The 16,549-nt window shown below is 72.9% G+C and carries 15 protein-coding genes; 6 read left to right on the top strand and 9 right to left on the bottom strand.

Going from position 1 to position 16,549, the window contains the following annotated elements:
• The first annotated feature begins 49 nt into the window (after positions 1-49).
• Positions 50-568 carry a TspO/MBR family protein gene (locus ACX9MN_RS22305; protein WP_091979357.1) on the top strand — a complete coding sequence of 173 codons (519 nt, stop codon included), beginning with the start codon at positions 50-52 and terminating at the stop codon, positions 566-568.
• A gap of 192 nt (positions 569-760) precedes the next feature.
• On the opposite strand, the gene ACX9MN_RS22300 is transcribed toward ACX9MN_RS22305, so the two are convergent.
• The 4 genes from ACX9MN_RS22300 to ACX9MN_RS22285 all read right to left on the bottom strand — a co-directional run bounded on the left by ACX9MN_RS22300 (position 761) and on the right by ACX9MN_RS22285 (position 6,531).
• Complete coding sequence (locus tag ACX9MN_RS22300) at positions 761-1,288, bottom strand: phosphate-starvation-inducible PsiE family protein (protein ID WP_043712027.1); 528 nt, start codon at positions 1,286-1,288, stop codon at positions 761-763.
• A 123-nt stretch (positions 1,289-1,411) separates the two neighbouring features.
• Positions 1,412-1,969 (bottom strand): DUF4337 domain-containing protein, encoded by a 558-nt coding sequence (locus ACX9MN_RS22295; protein ID WP_489725493.1) that lies wholly within the window; start codon positions 1,967-1,969, stop codon positions 1,412-1,414.
• A 119-nt stretch (positions 1,970-2,088) separates the two neighbouring features.
• Positions 2,089-5,226 (bottom strand): efflux RND transporter permease subunit, encoded by a 3,138-nt coding sequence (locus ACX9MN_RS22290; RefSeq protein ID WP_489725492.1) that lies wholly within the window; start codon positions 5,224-5,226, stop codon positions 2,089-2,091.
• A gap of 21 nt (positions 5,227-5,247) precedes the next feature.
• Positions 5,248-6,531: an efflux RND transporter periplasmic adaptor subunit gene (locus ACX9MN_RS22285; protein ID WP_489725491.1), complete on the bottom strand. Its 1,284-nt coding sequence runs from the start codon at positions 6,529-6,531 to the stop codon at positions 5,248-5,250.
• A gap of 177 nt (positions 6,532-6,708) precedes the next feature.
• Between ACX9MN_RS22285 and ACX9MN_RS22280 the strand changes: the two genes are divergently transcribed.
• Positions 6,709-6,891 carry a hypothetical protein gene (locus ACX9MN_RS22280; protein ID WP_091676367.1) on the top strand — a complete coding sequence of 61 codons (183 nt, stop codon included), beginning with the start codon at positions 6,709-6,711 and terminating at the stop codon, positions 6,889-6,891.
• Between the two features lie 72 nt (positions 6,892-6,963).
• On the opposite strand, the gene ACX9MN_RS22275 is transcribed toward ACX9MN_RS22280, so the two are convergent.
• The 3 genes from ACX9MN_RS22275 to ACX9MN_RS22265 all read right to left on the bottom strand — a co-directional run bounded on the left by ACX9MN_RS22275 (position 6,964) and on the right by ACX9MN_RS22265 (position 10,291).
• Positions 6,964-7,998, bottom strand: coding sequence for a glycosyltransferase (locus ACX9MN_RS22275; protein ID WP_489725490.1), 1,035 nt, complete (start codon positions 7,996-7,998; stop codon positions 6,964-6,966).
• A complete protein-coding gene (locus ACX9MN_RS22270; protein WP_020090785.1) occupies positions 7,995-9,089 on the bottom strand; it encodes a glycosyltransferase family 2 protein in 1,095 nt (364 codons plus the stop codon). Before ACX9MN_RS22270 ends, ACX9MN_RS22275 begins: the two co-directional genes overlap by 4 nt.
• 107 nt (positions 9,090-9,196) lie before the next feature.
• Complete coding sequence (locus ACX9MN_RS22265) at positions 9,197-10,291, bottom strand: glycosyltransferase family 4 protein (RefSeq protein ID WP_020090784.1); 1,095 nt, start codon at positions 10,289-10,291, stop codon at positions 9,197-9,199.
• Positions 10,292-10,621: 330 nt separating this feature from the next.
• Between ACX9MN_RS22265 and ACX9MN_RS22260 the strand changes: the two genes are divergently transcribed.
• Both ACX9MN_RS22260 and ACX9MN_RS22255 read left to right on the top strand, forming a co-directional pair.
• Positions 10,622-11,602 (top strand): SPFH domain-containing protein, encoded by a 981-nt coding sequence (locus ACX9MN_RS22260; RefSeq protein WP_026604558.1) that lies wholly within the window; start codon positions 10,622-10,624, stop codon positions 11,600-11,602.
• Positions 11,603-11,607: 5 nt separating this feature from the next.
• A complete protein-coding gene (locus ACX9MN_RS22255) occupies positions 11,608-12,063 on the top strand; it encodes an NfeD family protein (protein ID WP_489725489.1) in 456 nt (151 codons plus the stop codon).
• 9 nt (positions 12,064-12,072) lie between these two features.
• Here the strand turns inward: ACX9MN_RS22255 and ACX9MN_RS22250 are convergent, their stop codons facing one another.
• Positions 12,073-14,952, bottom strand: coding sequence for a phosphoenolpyruvate carboxylase (locus ACX9MN_RS22250; RefSeq protein WP_489725488.1), 2,880 nt, complete (start codon positions 14,950-14,952; stop codon positions 12,073-12,075).
• Between the two features lie 69 nt (positions 14,953-15,021).
• On the opposite strand from ACX9MN_RS22250, the gene ACX9MN_RS22245 reads away from it, so the two are divergent.
• Entirely contained in the window at positions 15,022-15,465 is a 444-nt protein-coding gene (locus ACX9MN_RS22245; RefSeq protein WP_489725487.1) for a hypothetical protein, read from the top strand.
• Positions 15,462-16,184, top strand: a complete 723-nt coding sequence (locus tag ACX9MN_RS22240) for a hypothetical protein (RefSeq protein ID WP_020090779.1) — start codon at positions 15,462-15,464, stop codon at positions 16,182-16,184. Before ACX9MN_RS22245 ends, ACX9MN_RS22240 begins: the two co-directional genes overlap by 4 nt.
• Positions 16,185-16,187: 3 nt before the next feature.
• Here ACX9MN_RS22240 and ACX9MN_RS22235 read toward each other — a convergent pair whose 3' ends face one another.
• Positions 16,188-16,547, bottom strand: a complete 360-nt coding sequence (locus tag ACX9MN_RS22235; protein ID WP_489725486.1) for a helix-hairpin-helix domain-containing protein — start codon at positions 16,545-16,547, stop codon at positions 16,188-16,190.
• Positions 16,548-16,549 lie beyond the last annotated feature (2 nt).

The raw sequence follows: 16,549 nt of genomic DNA, 5'->3' as shown, positions 1-16,549 counted from the left end.
CCGCGCCACATGCCGGGCCACATGCCGCGCCCCGTGGAGACAGACGATCATGACCGCCGCCACACAGGTCCCCGAGGGATCGCCCCTGCCGCGCTGGCTGCGCCTCGCCGCCGCGATCCTGCCCGTCGCGGCCACGGCCGCCGTCGGCTCGGTGTCGACCCAGGCGGAGATCCCGGGCTGGTACGCGAGCCTGAACAAGCCGGCCTTCAACCCGCCGAACTGGGTGTTCCCGGTCGCCTGGACGATCCTCTACACGATGATCGCGGTCTCGCTCTGGCGCCTGCTCGGCGCCATGCCGCGCACGGGACCGAGCCGCCAGGGCTGGTGGCTCGCCCTCGCGGCGTTCGTGGTGCAGATCGCGCTCAACGCCGCCTGGACGCCGGTCTTCTTCACCGCCCACGCGATCGGCGCCGGCCTGATCGTCGTCGCGATGCTGCTGGTGATGGTGCTCTGGACGATCCGGCTGACCTGGCGGTTCGACCGGCTCGCGGCGTGGCTCCTCGTCCCCTACGCGGCCTGGGTCGCCTTCGCGACGCTCCTCAACGCCGCGATCCTGCGGATGAACTGATTTCCGATTCCGGTTCGGTTTCCTTCCGTCATCGCGAGCGAAGCGAAGCGACCCAGTGCAGCGTTACCTCGGTCGGCGTGGCGCAACTGGATTGCTTCGCTGCGCTCGCAAGGACGGTCAGGGCAATCCGGACGCCGTCAGGCGTACGGATCGGTGCAGGTCCTTCGTGAACGCCGCGAAGGCGCGCGGATCTCAGGACACGTGCTCGGGCTTCTCCTCGCCGGCCGGCTTGCCGTCGTCGCGGGCGCGGTGCAGCAGGAAGATCGCGAACACCATCGTGAGGATCAGACCCGCCAGCACGCCGAGCTCGATCATCGAGGCCTGGAACAGCGCCTGCTTCTCCGGCGACCAGTCCTTGGCGTGCATGATCTCCGACGATTGCAGGGTGATCACCAGAACCCGCCGGATCGAGGCGATCAGCCCGACGATCAGAAACGGCTCGCAGGTCAGCGTCCCCGACCGCATCGAGACCCGGACCGTGTGCAGGATCTCGATCAGCATCAGCAGGAACAGCAGCCGGTCGATCACCTCGAGGATCTGCTGAGCGCCGCCGAGCGCCCGCATCGCCTCCCAGGTCATCCCGGCGGCCTCGATCAGCGCCACGAGGGCGGTGAGCGCCAGCAGGATGCCGAGCGCCGCGTAGATCGCGTGCTCGGTGTGCAGGAAGATCGCGCTGGCGACCTTCGTCAGGCGTCCCTGGTCTTCTGAGTGTTCCGACATCATTCCCCCCTGGAATGCGCCGAGACGATCAGCTTCCGGACCGCGCGTCCAGTGCGGCGACGCTTGTGCTCGATCGATCGGGATCGGGGGTGGCGTTACGTCGCTGCCGGCGGCCGGGGCCGCTCAGTGGAAGAACGGCAGGGCGTGCGGCGCGAGGTAGCCGAAGCCGAGCAGCGCCGCCCCGGCGAGGCCCAGGAAGCCGCCGGCGAAGACCAGCAGGCTGATCCCGGTGATGACCTCGGCCGAGGCCAGCACGATCCCGATCTGGAAGGCCGCCGAGGCCAGCTCGTAGTGGTGGTAGCGCAGCAGCGCGAGGTCGCGCCGGCCCTCGGACGCGCGGGCCTTCTCGGACAGCTCCTTGCGGCCCTCGCCGGTCGCCGGCTCCGAATCCCAGCGCGCCAGCGTCTTCGACCACTCGGCGCGCTTGGCGGCGATGGCCTCCTGGTTCGGCCCCGGGGGCACCAGCGCCAGGGCCTCGTCGGCGGTCTTGAGCACCGTCGCGCGGATCGTGCGGGCCTGGAAATAGGCCCACTGGTTCGCGGCCTCGACGTTGGCGCCGATCGAATCCGTCTGGGACGCCTTGCCCAGTGTCTCGCTGAACGCGAGGAACAGCGCCAGCACCGAGATCAGCAGCGCCACGCGCTTGTTCGACCCCTCGACCGCCCCGTGACCACCCGACATCGTCTCGCTCGTCTCCGTTGATTCGGCGGGGCCGAGTCACAGCCCATCGCGGCGCGCGACGCAATCCGCGACGCAATCCGCGCCGCCGATCCGGCACCCGCTCTCCGCGCCGACCCGCTCTACTCCGCGGCGATCCGCGGCGGCGGCGGGTGCCCGTCATTGGCCGGATGGGCCGGATCGAAGGCGGGGGCATCCTCCGGATCGTCGCGCTCGCCGATGAAGCGGCCGAACAGCCGCGTCAGCAGGCGGGACAGGTCGTCCATCAGCACGAAGATCGCCGGCACGAAGACGAGCGACAGCACCGTCGAGACGATCAGGCCGCCGATCACCGCCACCGCCATGGGCGAGCGGAACTCGCCGCCGATCCCGTAGGCCATCGCGGAGGGGACCATGCCGGCCGCCATGGCGATGGTGGTCATCACGATCGGCCGGGCGCGCTTGCGGCCGGCATCGACGATCGCGACGTTCCGGTCGACGCCGGCGCGGATCTGCTCGACGGCGAAATCCACCAGCATGATGGCGTTCTTGGTCACGACGCCCATCAGCATCAGGATGCCGATCACCACCGGCATCGAGATCGGCATGTGGCAGATCAGGAGCGCCAGGATCGCGCCGCCGATGGAGAGCGGCAGCGAGAACAGGATGGTCAGCGGCTGCAGGAAGTTGCCGAACAGCAGGATCAGCACGCCGAAGACCATCATCAGGCCGGCGCCCATGGCCAGCGCGAAGCCCTCGAAGACCTCGCCCATTACCTCGGCGTCGCCGGTCTGGCTGATCGTCACCCCTGGGGGCAGGTTCTTGGCGGTGGGCAGGTTCATGACCTGGCTGATCAGCGCGGCGAGCGCGTCGGTGCCCTGCATGTCGCCCTCGAGCGCGACGCGCACGGCGCGGTCGTAGCGGTCGATGCCGGTCGGGCCCTGGCCGAGGCTGATGTCGGCCACGGTCGCGAGCGGGACGGCCGTCCCGCCCTTCACCGGCACCTTCAGGGTCTCGAGGTCGGATAGCCGGCCGCGCACGCTCTCGGGGAGCTGCACGCGGATCGGGATCTGGCGGTCGGTGGCGTTGAACTTGGCGAGGTTCATGCCGATGTCGCCGATCGTCCCGACCCGCACGGTCTCGGCGATGGTGTCGGTGCTGACGCCGAGATCGGCCGCCACGGCGGGCTTCGGCCGGATCCGGACCTCGGTCCGGTCGAGGGGTGCGGTCGACATGACATTGACGAGGTGCGGGACCTGCTGGGCCTCGCGCTGGAGCTTGGCCGCCGTCTCGGCCACCACGGCCTTGTCGGGGCCGGCGATGATCAGCGCGAGGTCGCGCTGGCCGCCCTCGCGCAGGGCCCAGAAGCGCAGGTCCGGCTCCTCCCGGAGGATCGCCGCGACCTCGGCGTCGATCTGCTTCTGCGTCTTGTCGCGGCTGTTCTTCGGCGTGAGGTTGATGGTGAGGCTCGCGAGGCGCACCTCCTTCTTGGCCGGCAGCTGACGGCCGCCGTCCACGAACACGCTCTTCACCTCGGGCAGCGCGCGGATCTTCTCCTCGATGCGGTCGGTGACCCGGACCGTGTCCTGGAGCCGGGCGCCCGGCGGCAGCTCCACCACGAACAGGGTGCGGGCCTGGTCCTCCGCCGGCAGGAAGCCCGCGGGCAGCAGGCCCGTGGAGGCGATGGAGCCGGCGAAGCACGCGAGGCCGAGCACCAGCGTGATGAACTTGTGCCGGACCGACCACGCCACGAGGCGGGTGTAGCCGCGCATGACGACGCCGTCCCGCTCGTGGTCCGGCCCGTGGTCGCGCAGGAAGTAGGCGGCGAGCAGCGGCGTGATCAGGCGCGCCACGAGCAGCGACATGAACACCGCGGCCGCGATGGTCAGGCCGAACTGCTTGAAGTACTGGCCGGCGATGCCGCCCATGAACGACACCGGCGAGAAGATCGCGATGATCGTCGCCGTGATGGCGATGACCGCGAGGCCGATCTCGTCGGCGGCCTCGAGGGACGCGCGGTAGGGCGACTTCCCCATCCGCATGTGCCGGACGATGTTCTCGATCTCCACGATCGCGTCGTCCACCAGGATGCCGGTGACGAGCGTGATCGCCAGCAGGCTGACGGCGTTGAGCGAGAAGCCCAGGGCGCTCATCACCCAGAAGGTCGGCAGCACCGAGAGCGGCAGCGCCACCGCGGCGATCAGGGTCGCGCGCCAGTCGCGCAGGAACAGCAGCACCACCACGACGGCGAGGAGGGCCCCCTCGATCAGGCCCATCATGGCCGAGTGGTAGTTGCCGATCGTGTTGACGACGCTGGTGTCGATCAGGTCGAACCGCACGTTGGGATTGGCCGCGTGGAGCGCCGCGATCTTCTTGGCGACGCCCACCGACACGTCGGCGTCGCTGGCGCCGCTGGCGCGGGAGATCGCGAACGCGACCACCGGCTCGCCGTTGAAGCGCGCGAAGGTGCGGGGCTCCTCGGCGGTGTCCGATAGGGTCGCGAGCTCGTCGAGGCGGACCTTGCGGTTGCCCGGCACCACGATGGAGGTCTTGGCCAGCGTGTCGAGGCTCGCCGAGGCGGCGAGCGCCCTGATGGACTGCTCCTGGCCGCCGACCTCGGCCCGGCCGCCGGCCATGTCGGCCGAGGTCAGGCGCAACTGCCGGTTCACGTCCGCGGCGGTGATGCCCAGCGCCAGCAGGCGGTCAGGCTTCAGGGTGACGCGGATCTCGCGGGCGACGCCGCCGAGGCGCTCGACGCCGCCGACGCCCTTCACGCTCTGCAAGCCCCGGGCGACGACGTCGTCCACGAACCACGACAGGTCCTCGGGCGTCATAGCGGGCGCTGAGGCGCCGTAGACCATGATCGGCAGGCCGGCGATCTCCACGCGCGAGACGATCGGCTCGTCGATCGTCCGCGGCAGGTTCTGGCGGATCTTGGCGATCGCGTCCTTGACGTCGTTGGTCGCCCGATCCTGGTTCACCTCCAGGCGGAACTCGATCGTGGTGGTGGAGGTGCCCTCCGTGATCGTCGAGAGGATGTGCTTGACGCCCTTCACGCCGGCGACCGAATCCTCGACCCACTTGGTGACCTGGGTCTGGAGTTCGGCGGGCGCGGCGCCCGACTGGGTGATCGTCACCGAGACGATCGGGATGTCGATGTTGGGGAACCGGGTGATCGGCAGCGCGCGGAAGCTCACGAGCCCGAGGATCATCAGGACCAGGAACAGGACCACCGAGGGCAGGGGCCTGCGGATCGCCCAGGCGGAGACGTTGAGGCGCATGGCCGGATCCTTCGTCTCGTCCTACCGCGGGGCCGCGTCGGCGATCGGCGTGCCGGTCGGAGCCGGCACGGCGCGCACCCGGTCGCCGTCGCGCAGGAAGCTTCCGGCGCGGGCCACGACGCTCTCGCCGGCCGCCACGCCGGAGCGGAGTTCCGTGAAGCCGTCGGCGGAGAGCCCCGCGGTCACGGACCGCGCCTCGACACGCCCGTCCTTCACCACGAGGACGCTGGCGCGGCCGTCGGCCGCGTAGAGCAGGCTGGAGACCGGCACGGCCACGCCGGTGCGGCGCGCGATCTCGACGTTGCCGCGCGCGAAGGCGCCGATGCGCAGGGCCGGATCGTCGCCGAGGCGGATGCGCACCTTGCCGAGCCGCGTGGCCCGGTCGACCTCCGGGTAGACCCGGCGCACCTTGCCGGCGAGGCGGCGGCCATCATCGAGGTCGAGGCTCGCCGGGTTGCCGACGTGGATGCGCGCCAGCGACGTCTCCGGCACCTCGCCTTCCAACTCGATCTCGCCCCGGGCGATCAGCCGGAACAGCGGCTCGCCCACCGCGGTGGCTGTGGCGCCGATCCGGGCGGTGCGGCGATTGACGATGCCGGCCTCCGGCGCCCGGATATCGGTGCGGGCACGCCGCAGGGCGATCTCGGCGCCGGCCGCCCGGGCGGTGGCGAGGTCGGCCTGGGCCGATTGCAGGCCGCCCCTGGCGGCGGCGAGGCGCCCTTCCGCCCCCTGCGCCGCCGAGACGCGCTGTTCCAGCACGGCCGCGGTGGCGTTCCCGGTCTTGGCGAGCGCCTGGGCCCGCTCCAGCGACTGCTTGGCTTCGACGTTGGCCGCCTCCGCCTGGACGATCTGGCTCTGGGCCTGGACGATGGCCGCCTCGGCCCGGGCGATCGCCGCGGCGTTCGAGGCCTCCTGGGTGACGATCATCTCCAGCGACAGCTTGGCGAGAACCTGTCCCTTGGTGACGCGGTCGCCCTCCTCGACGAGGAGATCGGTGATGCGCAGGCCCTCGACCTCCGGGGAGACGAGGATCTCGTCGCGCGGGACCAGCGTGCCGGTGACGACCGCCCGCTCGACGATCTCGCGGTTCTCGGCCGGGACCACGGTGACGGCGGGCGCGATGGCGGCCGCGTCGGGAACGGCGGCGGTCTCGACGGCCCTGGCCGGCGCCCCGGCGAGGATCGCGAGCCCGCACAGGAGACTGAGGCGGGGCGCGCGCCAACGGACGGAGTTCACGACGGGGGCCTCGCAAGCGGCGCTGGACTGGTATTGCCTCTCCCTCGCTGGGCAGGTCGGCGTTTTCATGGCGAGCCACTCCACCGGAGGTCGAGCATAGCGCCATCCGGCGGGGCCGTCGCCGGGCCTCGCGCCGCAGGTGATCGGGGCGGCCGGAGCGCGGCCGTTCACGGCGCTCAACCTGCAACCAGCCACGAATAGCGACGTTAATAGGCCGATGGTCTTCTCGGGACCGGGGAGGGGTCGATGAGCATTTTCCAGATCAGGCAGAAGAAGAGCGGCGCGGTGCTCTGGACGGGGGCGGCCGACGACGAGCAGACGGCCCTCGACGCCATGGCGCGCGAGGCGGGCTATCGCGACTTCTCGTCCCTGCCGGACACGATCCGCGCCGACGGGATCGAGGCCGCGAAGCTCGACCTGATCTCCTGAGTCCGGACATGAGTGCGGACTGAGGCACCCGCGCCGGCGCGGCGACCGCCCGCTCCGTCGCGGCCCGGCCGTTCAGAGATCCGCGATCAGGGTCTGGATCGTCGCGGCGCAGGTCCGGACCGCGTCCGGGTCGTGCAGGCCGCCGATCACCGATGGGTCGATGGCGCGGGCCGCCGCGATGAGGCCAGGCCAGGCCGCGGCCGAGGGCCAGCCGGGATGAACGATCGCGGCCCCGAGCCGGGCCAGAGCCTCGGCCTTCTCGGTCTGCTCCCCGTAGGCACGCTCCTCCGGGAGGCAGACGAAGCGCTTCCGCTGCGCGGCCGCCAGGGCGACCACACCGTCGCCGCCGCCGCCCACCAGCAAAGCCGCCCGAGCGACCCGCGCCTCGACGTCCGGGACCCAGCCGTGCAGGTGCAGGTTGCCGGGGACGGCGCCCGAGCCTGAGACCGGCCCCAGGACGTGCCACGGCCGGTCCGGCACCGCCCGCGCGGCCGCGGCGAGATCCGCGAGGTCGCCCCCCGCGCCGCCGCGGCCGAACACGACCACGATCTCGCGTCCCGCCTCGATCGGGGCCTGCGCCGGCGCGCCCAGGAAGCCCGCGTACAGCGTCTTGGCCCGGACCCAGTCCGGCACGGCCGCGCCGTCGAGTGCCGCGGGGAAGGGGGCCAGCAGCCGCGTCGCGCTGCGGAAGGCCTCCAGATGCGGCCGGTCGGTCCGCGTCCCGGCGAGCCGCACCACCAGGGTCGGCACCGACAGGAGGCGCGCCAGGAGCGCCACCTCCACCGAGACGTCGACGACCAGGAGGGCCGGTTCGGCCCGCTCCGCCCAGGCGGCGATGCGCGCCATCCGCGCGCGGACCCCCGGATGGTTGAGCGGCGCGTAGTGCAGGGCCTCGGGCCGCTCGGTCGCGCCGTCCCGGCCGTCGAAGGCCGCGTCGCCGAGGGGGCGGTCGTCGGGCAGGTCGACGGTGTCGAGGCCGGCGGTGTCGAACCCGGCCAGCGTCCCGAGGATCGTGCAGGGCCGGTCCAGAGCACCGGCGACGGCCCGGGCCCGCTGGAGATGGCCGGCGCCCTGGTGATGGACGTACCAGCCGATGCCGCGGGTCACGCGGCGTCCCTCAGGGACGACGCGAGGGCGTCGAGATCGGCGACCGCTTGGTCGAGGGCGCAGTCCCGCGCCGGCGGGCTGCGCGACTCGAGGATCCGGTCGGCCCGCTCCACGAAGGCGATGTCGTTCGGGCAGGCCCCGACGGCGGCGAGGTCGTCGGCGTCGAGACCGAGCCGTGCGCAGGCCGCGGCGCGGGCCTGCGGGTCGAGGTGGAAGGCCCGGCGCAGGGCCGCGCGGCGCAGGATCAGCGCCTGCCAGTGCGCGGCCTCCGGCAGCAGGTAGGCCTCCCCGTCGAGGACGCGGGTCCGGCGCAGCATCTCGGTGGCCATGCCGCCCGAGACCCGCCCCTGGTGGCGGGACGAGACCAGCACCTGCACGTCCGGGCAGTGGCGCAGGCGCGCGCCGTTGGCGCGCAGCAGCCCGACGAGGGCGTTGTCCTCGCCGCAGGGCAGCGCCGGCAGCCCGCCGACCGCCCGGTACAGGATCGCGGGCACGGCGAGGCTCGCGCCGGTATGGTCGCCGTGACGGGGGGCGGGATCGTAGGGCGGCGGGTCGAGCAGGTCCTCCAGGCGTCGGACGCCGGACCAGTAGCGCTCGATGCGCGCGTGCAGGTCCGTCAGGGCGGGGTCCGGTGTGCCGTCGTCGTCGATCACCAGCCGGCCACCGACGATGTCGGCGGCCTCCAGCGCGCGGAGGTTGGCCGCGACCCACTCGGCCGGCAGGCGGGCATCCGCGTCGGTGGTCAGGAGGATGCCGTCCGGCTCACCGTCCGCCTCCAGCCACTCGGCCCCGGCATCGAGCGCCATGCGCCGCGCCGTGCCGACATGGGCGTCCGCGCCGCCGAGCTCGACCGCGATCAGCCGGAGGGTCAGGGTCGCGAGGATGCCCGAGGCCTCGACGTCGCGCACTGCCTGGACGGTCCCGTCCGTGCAGTTGTTGGCCAGCACCACGACGCGCAGGGGCGCCCGCGCCGAGACGCCGTTCTGCGCGGCCAGGGAGGCGAGCAGGCGCGGCAGGCGCTCGGCCTCGTTCCGGGCGGGGATGCAGACGACGCAGGGGGGCGGGGCCGGATGGTCGGCGTCGGTGGTCATGGCAGGTCTCCCGTGGCACCCTCGTGCGCCGCGGAGGTCGGGGGCGGCCCGTCATGCCGCCGGGCTCCGGGCTCGGGTGCGGATTGCGGCGCGCGGATCCGCGCCGATCAGCCGCGTCCTCCGGCGACGCGCAGGGCCGGCCGCGCCCGCTCGGCGCAGCGCGCGATCACGGCGTCGTAGGCCTCCAGGTAGCGCCCGGTCATGGCGGCGGCGTCGTAGAGCGCCTCGGCGCGGTCGCGACAGGCCCGGCGCGACAGGCCGGCGGCCTCCCGGATCGCCACCGAGAGATCCTGCGGGTCGTCCGGGCGGGCGAGGCGGCCGCAGGACGCGTCCAGGATGTCGGGCATGGCGCCGCGCCGGAAGGCGGCGACCGGCGTGCCGCAGGCCAGGGCCTCCGCCACGACGAGGCCGAAGGGCTCCTCCCAGCGGGGCGAGACGATCGCCACGCGGGCCCGGCCGAGATGATGGGCGAGGTCCCGGTGGGAGAGATGGCCGAGATGCGTCAGGTCCGGCCCGAGACGCGGGGCGATCTCGGCGGCCCAGTAGCCGGGATTGAGCTTGGGACCCGCGAAGGTCAGCGGCAGCCCGGCGGCGCGCGCCGCGTCGATCGCGAGGTGCAGCCCCTTCTCGGGCACGATCCGGCCCGACCAGAAGGCGAAGGGCGTATCGTCGGCAGCGTGTGAGAACGCGAAGGTCGAGAGGTCCACGCCGTTGTCGACCACCTGGGCGCCGGGCACGAGATGCGCCCATTCCTGCGCCAGCGAGGGGGACACCGCCAGGAAGGCCATGTCGGGGTCGGCCTGGACGACGCCGCCGACCAGGGAGTCGAAGGGCGGCGTGTGCAGCACGGTGACCCAGGGCAGGCCGAGCCGGGCGCTCTCGCGCAGCGGCAGGGCGTGCAGCGCGTTGTTGTGGACGAGATCGAAGCCTCCGGCCGCGACCATCTCCATCATGCGCCGGTAGGCGTCCTCCTCCTCCCGGTCGATCGCCTCCTCCCGCTCCGGGTCGAGGAGCGCGTCCCCGGTCGGATCGCAGAGCATGACCGGGTCGAGCGCCGGGTCGGACCCGCGGCTCGCGAACAGCGTGACGTCGTGCCCGTGCCGCTTCAGCGCGACGGTCAGGAGATGCGTGTGCATCTCCAGGCCGCCGGCGTAGGGCTGGCCGATCGGGTATTTCAGATGTGCGAGGACAGCGATCTTCACGCGCGCACCGAGTCCGGTTGGGTGGGGATTTCTGCCGCCCGCAGCGGCGCGAAAGGACTTCTTTCCGCAGCGAGGGTGGCGGGGATCATGCCGAATATTTCTTCAACAAGCGTTGCGTTGACGGGGTCCGAGCGACGACGAACGCGACGCTTGCGGGCTTCCTAAGCGCGGCGGCCTGAACCATTGATGATCGACATCCGCGGGTGACCGTTCACGCCGCGGCGCGGCACGCCTCCGGGCTGCCCCGCGGACACGCGGTCGCGGAGCCCCGATCGGCCTGTTAGGCTGCGCGGCCGCGCCGGCCGTGGCGCCGTCAGGGGAGGGGTGTCGATGGGGCTTCCGTTGGGGCTGAGCGTGTTCGCCGTGGGCTTGGCGGTGCTGGCGATCATCACCCTGGCCGCGGGCGTGAAGATCGTGCCCCAGGGCCACGTCTACACGGTGGAGCGCTTCGGCCGCTACGCCCGCAGCCTCGACGCCGGCCTGGGCCTGATCACGCCCTTCGTCGAGCGGATCGGCCGCAAGGTCAACGTGATGGAGCAGGTCATCGACGTGCCGAGCCAGCAGGCCTTCACCCGCGACAATGCCGGCGTCACCATCGACGCGGTGGTGTTCTACCAAGTGCTCGACGCGGCGCGCGCCTCCTACGAGGTCTCGAGCCTCGACCTCGCGGCCACGACCCTGACCATGACCAACATCCGCACCGTGGTCGGCTCGATGGATCTCGACCAGCTCCTCGCCCACCGCGACGAGATCAACGAGCGCCTGCTCCGGGTGATGGACGCGGCGGCCTCGCCCTGGGGCGTCAAGATCAACCGGATCGAGATCAAGGACATCGTGCTCCCGGCCGACCTCGCCGGGGCGATGGCCCGGCAGATGAAGGCCGAGCGCGAGAAGCGCGCCTCGATCCTGGAGGCGGAGGGGCAGCGCGCCGCCGAGATCCTGCGGGCCGAGGGGCGCAAGCAGTCGGCGATCCTGGAGGCGGAGGGCCGGCGCGAGGCCGCGTTCCGCGACGCGGAGGCGCGGGAGCGCTCGGCCGAGGCCGAGGCGGCCGCGACCGGCATGGTCAGCCGGGCGATCGCCGAGGGCGACATCGCGGCGGCGAACTTCCTCGTGGCCGAGAAGTACGTCGACGCGGTGCGGGCGATCGCCACCGCGCCGAACCAGCGGGTCGTGGTGGTGCCGATCGAGGCGGCGGCCCTCGCCGGCACGCTCGGCGGCATCGGCGAGCTCACCCGCACGGTCTTCGGCGACGGCGCCGCGGCGCCCCGGCGCGCGGGGAGCCCGCCGAACGTCGCGCCGCCGCGGGCCTGACGCCGGTGACGCTCGATGCCCTCGCCGGAACCCTCGGGGCCCTCGGGGCGGCCTGGAGCTGGGTCATCGCCGGCCTCGTGCTCGCCGGTGCCGAGATCCTGCTGCCCGGCGTGTTCCTGATCTGGCTCGGCCTCGCCGCCGTCGCGACCGGCCTCGCGGCCGCGGCGCTGCCCATGCCCTGGCAGGGCCAGACCCTGCTCTTCGCCGGTCTCGCCGTCGCCCTGGTGGCGCTCGCGGCGCGCCTCCAGCACCGCGGCAGGCGGGCCGGGCCGGACCTGAACCGCGCCGACCGCGGCCTGATCGGGCGCGAGGGCGTGCTCGACGAGCCGATCGTGCGGGGCGCGGGCCGGATCCGCTTCGACGACACGCTGTGGCGGATCGAGGGGCCCGACCTGCCCGCCGGTCGCCGGGTGCGCGTTACCGGGATCGGCGGCACGGTCCTGCGGGTGGAGGCGGCCTGAGGGCCGCGCCTACCCGAACGCCCCGACCTCGTGCTGGATCATCCCCGAGATCTCCCGCACCTGATCGAACATCCGGCGGATCGGCTGGAACAGGTTGGCGTGCTCCGCCTCGTAGGTACCGACGTCGCGCGGGCCGGCCGGCTCGCCGAAATTGAGGCCGAGCGTCGGGTCCGGCGTGACCGGGAAGATCGCGTCGAGGAGCTTCAGGCAGCCGTCGATGTCCAGCCGCAGGAAGCGCTCCAGCAGCTGCTCGCGGGAGATGCCCGCCTGCGGCCGGAAGCCCGGGATGTGCACCGCCAGGAACCAGATCCGGTGGATCAGCGCGAGGCGCAGGGCGTGGAGCAGCGTCAGCCGGGCCGACATGGCGGGCAGGTCCGGGGCGGCCGCGCTCAGGGCGAGCCAGTCCCGGGTCAGGCGTCCGAACAGGTTCCGCAGCGCGGGGGCGAGGTCGAGGCGCTCCAGCGCCCCCGAGATCACCACCAGCTCGTCCCGGCGGAAATCCTTCTGGGTGCGCCGCGCCCGCTCCAGCCACACGGCCGGATCGAGAGTGTCGATGTAGGCCCGCAGCACGTCGAGGTCGCCGACCGAGGCGGCGTGCTGGACCAGCCGGAAGGCCCGGGAGAAGCGCACCGAGTCGCGCCGCATCTCGCGGAACAGGTCGGGGCCGCGCTGGGCCGCCCGGCCGATCCCGTGGAGGGAGTTCGCCAGGAAGCCGAGCTGGTGCAGGATCGCGTTGTTGGGGATCGCCCGCATCTGGCGCGGATGGGTGATCCGCGCCGGGCCGCCATTGTCGGTCTGGCGCGCCACCGGGCGCGACCCGGTCCGGTCGATCAGGCTCGGGCCGAAGGTGCCGAGGAGCGCCGCGTAGCCCGGGTCGTCGACCAGCGACTCCATGTCCTGGCGGGCTGCGGTGAAGAATTCGAGGGCGAAATCCGGCTCGGCGTAGATCGGGTCGACCTTGCCGTCGGCGGCCTTCGGCCGGTCGTTCAGGGCGTAGTCCGGGAACGAATCCTCCTCCGTCACGTCGAGGGCGTAGACGTGCTCGGCGATGCGGGCGACGCTGGCGCGCGCCAGCGCCTCGGTGCCGTACAGCAGGTAGCCGTCGGTGCCCTGGAAGCTCGATTCGAGCCGGACCCGGATGCCGGCCTTGCGGGCCCGGTCCCGGGCATCCTCCGGGGCGAGGTAGGCGAGGCGGTCGCGCAGGGAGGTCGGATGGGCGCCGCGCCCGATCGATTCGCCGTGCGTGTCGAAGATCGCGAGCTCGACGTCGGACAGGCCGTTCTGGACCAGCATCTCGGTGATGCGCAGCCGCAGCCGCTCGATCCAGAAGGTCGCCGCGAGCTGGCCGACGTAGCGGCCCGAATCGGAGTAGCCGAACTGCACGGTGAGGCGGCCGATGCGCTTCAGGTACTGGCGCCAGTGCGGGTTGCGCAGGGCGTCGTCGAGCACCCGGATGCCCTGCTCCAGCGCGCTCGCCGTCTCGAACAGCGGCGTGATCTCGAGCTTGTCGGCGATGCCGTAGTGGCGCGCGAGCCAGAGGGCGGCGAGCAGGGTGTAGCCGGTCTCGGTCTCGGCGATGAGGAAGCGCACCGGATGGGTGCCGTCCACGTGCTTGAGGATCTGGGCGATCGTCATCATCAGCCGCGCCGCCGAGGCCCGCTCGGCCGCGAGCGCCCCGAAATCGACCGCCACCGGGCGGACGTCGTTCAGCAGCGTGTGGATCGTCGCGAGGTGCGAGCGGCGGCGGGCCGCGTCGGTGGGCTCGCCCTCCAGGTCGATCACCCGCCGCACCGCGTTGTGGATCTGGCTGGCGTTCAGCCGGAAATGCGGCAGGGCGTTCGACAGGCCGTGCGTCGCGACGCCCGCGCGCAGGACGGCGATCCGGCGCTGGTCGGCCGGGTCGTCGGCGACCTCGAGGGCCTTGGTCAGCGCGACGACGAGGGCGCCCGCGTCGGTCTGGGCGCGCTCGCGCTCGATGATGAGCGCCAGGGCGAAGCGGTGCACCGCCTCCAGGGACGGCTGGTCGCCGAGGCGCGGCGCCACGGTGAGCTGGCGGTTCACGGCCGCCAGGGCGTTCTCCGCGAGGGCCCGGACCTCGCGGCAGGCGGGGATCTCGGGCAGGTCGCGCATCACCCGGTCGAACTGCATGCGCTTCGAGATCAGCCGGTAGCGCAGAGTGTCCCACCAGCCGATATCGGTCCGCCCGTCGGTGTCGCAGCCGACCCAGCTGGCGATGGCGAAGGGGCGGGGCGTCAGTTCGGTCCAGCGGTCGGGCCAGCGGGCGCGGGCGGCGTCGAGAAGGGCGCCGTTGAAGGCGTCGAGGGCGAGACGGCCGTTATTGGCCGCCGCGCAGGCCTGCTCGAACTCGACATCCAGGGTGATCGGCGCGTCCGGTCGGGTCGACAGGGCCGCCGCGCGCGCGATCAGCCCGGCGCGGTCCTTGGTGTCGGGCAGGCTCGCGGCCTCGGCGAGGAGGCCCGCGACGGCCCGCGGCATGCCGAAGGTGGGGTGGGCCGTGAACACCACCGCGAAGGCGGTGCGGTGGATCAGGGCCGCGAAGGCCTCGACGCCGTCCGGCCGGTCGGGTGCCGCCGCCACGAGCCGCGCGGGGATCGCCGCCTGCGGATCCTCCGGGCCGGCATCGAGCCCGACATAGGCCCGCAGCCGTTCCGCCCGCGCTGCCAGCGCTGCGGCACGCAGGCGCACGAACAGGCCGTCCAGGTCGCCCGTCGAGATCTCGTTCCGGTCGAAGCGCCGGGTGATCGCCAGGGTCACCGCCAGGACGGGGTTGCGGAACGGGTCCTCCCGGGCCTGATCCCGGGCGGCCTCGATCAGTCCGAGGAGGTGCGCCTCCAGTTCCTCGGGCTCGCGGCTCGGCTCGTGCTGCATCGGTCGGTCCCGGCTCCGGTCTGCCCGCATCTACCCGGTCCGGCGGCTCACGCAAGGAGCGTTCCGCACGTGACCGGGGACGTGACCGGGGACGTGACCGAGGAGGTGACAGGGGACGTGACAGGGGACACGGCCGCGACGCAGCGGGGGAACATCGACGACGGGATGGGGTGGCGGCGGCCTGAACCGCAGGCTAGAGCTGGCCTCCTGATGGAGCGCCTGTTCATCATCCTGGCTATTCTGGTCATCGCTGTCGCCATCGTCGCCGTGGCCGCGATGGCGGCGCGCGGCCGGCGCGAGCCCCTGCGCATGGGTTCCGAACTCGACATCGAGGACGAGGACCTCGTCATCGGCTCGGTCGGACCGCGCAAGAGCCCGATCGACCGCAGCGCCCAGGTGCTCGACCCGCGGGTGCTCGATCTGGACGCGATCGAGTTGGAGCCGATCCGCGCCCTCGACCGGACGCAGCGCGACGTGCCGCTCCGCCGGGACCCGCCGGGAGCTGGGCGATGAAGCTGTGCGCGCGCGGGGCGGCCGGGCTGCTGCTCGCCGGCCCTCTCTGCCTGTCGACGATGACGGGCGTTACGGCCGCGCCCGCCGGTAAGCCGGCCGCGGCGGCCATTCCGGCGCAGGCCGCGCCTCCCCAAGCTTCGCCCGCGCAAGTCGCGCCTGCACCGGCCGCGCCCGCCGCGACGCCGCCGCCAGGTGAAGCCGCCCCTCAGGCGGCGAGCCCCACGCCCGCCGCCGGCCCGACCCTCGAGCAGCCCTGCGGGACGCAGGCGGCCCGCTTCGAGAGCGCCAAGGGGTTCAAAATGGTGATCACGCGGGCCGGGCAGGTCCGCACGACGAACCCGCTCAGGCCGCTGACGACCGAGGTGAACGAGGTTCTCCAGGTGGTGATCGCCGGAAAGGTCGCCACGGCCTACGGGCCCGATTTCACGACGCTGCGGCGCGGCGGCGCCGCGTCGGGCATCGAGGCGATGCTGGGCGGTTCGATCCACTGGGAGCCGACGCTGCCGACCTTCCCCGATCCGATCGCGATCGTCAGCGAGGAGGGGACGCCCCTGGCGCAGCTGACCTTCCGCGCCTGCGAGGCGGCGCCCGCCGTCAAGGCGCCGAAGGTGCCGAAGGCCGAGGCCCGCAAGAAGGCGCCCCGCCAGGCGGCACCGAAGGCGGCGGCCCCGAAGACGCCCCCCGGCTTCTCCATGCCTCAGGGGGCGATCGCCGAGTAGCGGCTACTTCTGCTTGGCGATGACCTTGTCCTTGATGCCGTCGTAGACGTTCTGCGGGATGATCTTCTTGGAGACGAGATCGTCCTTCCCGCGATACGGCCGTCCCTTGATGATCGCGGCCGCGCGCGCCGCGCCGATGCCGGGCAGCGCGTCGAACTCCTCGGTGCTGGCGCTGTTGAGATCGATCAGCGCCCCCTTGGCGGCGTTCGGCGATCCGGCGACGGGCGCGCTCGGGGCCGCGGGCTTCGCGGGGGCCGTCGGTGCCGCCGTCGTCGGCGCCTGCGGCGCCTGCGCCAGGGCCGGGGCCGCGACGAGGCTCGACAGGAGGGCGAGGAGGGCGAGGGTCTTGGTGGAGGAAGCCATGG

The sequence above is a fragment of the Methylobacterium sp. 1A genome (genome assembly GCF_058072805.1).
Note: the sequence above shows the minus strand (reverse complement) of the source record. Positions and strands in the feature narration are given on the sequence as shown.